The 764-nt window shown below is 35.6% G+C and carries 1 protein-coding gene and 1 pseudogene; both read left to right on the top strand.

What is annotated here, in order from left to right; genetic code table 11:
• Positions 1–211: pseudogene (locus tag HP456_RS24570) on the top strand (GNAT family N-acetyltransferase); the annotation flags it as partial.
• A gap of 40 nt (positions 212–251) precedes the next feature.
• On the top strand, positions 252–764 hold a 513-nt coding region (locus HP456_RS24565), incomplete at its 3' end, for a TetR/AcrR family transcriptional regulator (RefSeq protein ID WP_172255881.1).

Raw genomic sequence — 764 nt, 5'->3', positions numbered from 1 at the left:
AGCAACTCAAATCATCCGGCATATTTTCGAAAATACACCGTACAGCGATTACGTTATTGAAGAGGTTGCCGATACGAATACTCCGGCAATGAATTTATATAAAAAATTGGGTTTTGAGGAGTATAAAAGGAGGGCTATTCCGCAAAAGGCAGCGCAAAAAAATGGAATCAATTATCTTTTGTCTTTGAAATATGTAAAAAAACAAGGGTGATTTTCCGCTAGAAGGATTAAGCAAAAAGGAGGGTAAATTCTTGCCTAGAACAAAAGAACAATATGAAGCACTGAGAACGGCAACTAGAAACAAAATTCATTCAGCTGCAATAAAACTATTTGCAAAAAAAGGGTTTGCTGCCACTAGTGTACAGGATATTGCAGACACTGCAAGCATCAGTACAGGACTCTTGTACCGTCATTACAAAACCAAAGATGAATTGTTTAATGAACTCGTTTCATATGCCGCAGCCGGATTAGAAAAAATCGTTGAAAGGTTTAAAAACGATACGTCTCCTGCAGAAATGATCCGTCATTTTACATTGGAAATATTGAATGATCTTAGGAAAGATGATGAATTTGCAAATTTTCTTATGATTATGAACCAGTCTTCCACAATGGTCGATCCTTCCCCTGAAGTTCAATATCTGAATAAACAAAGTGAAAAAATGTTTAAACAAACTGCTCAATTAATCGAAAAAGGGCAGGAGCTTGGTCAATTTAAAGAAGGAAGTCCAATAGAAATGGCATTTTATTATTTTGCTTCCATTCAT

This window comes from Bacillus haikouensis, from assembly GCF_013179555.1.
Taxonomy (GTDB): domain Bacteria; phylum Bacillota; class Bacilli; order Bacillales; family Bacillaceae_B; genus Rossellomorea; species Rossellomorea haikouensis_A.
The sequence above is the reverse complement of the archived record's forward strand: the minus strand, read 5'-3'. Positions and strand labels throughout refer to the sequence as shown.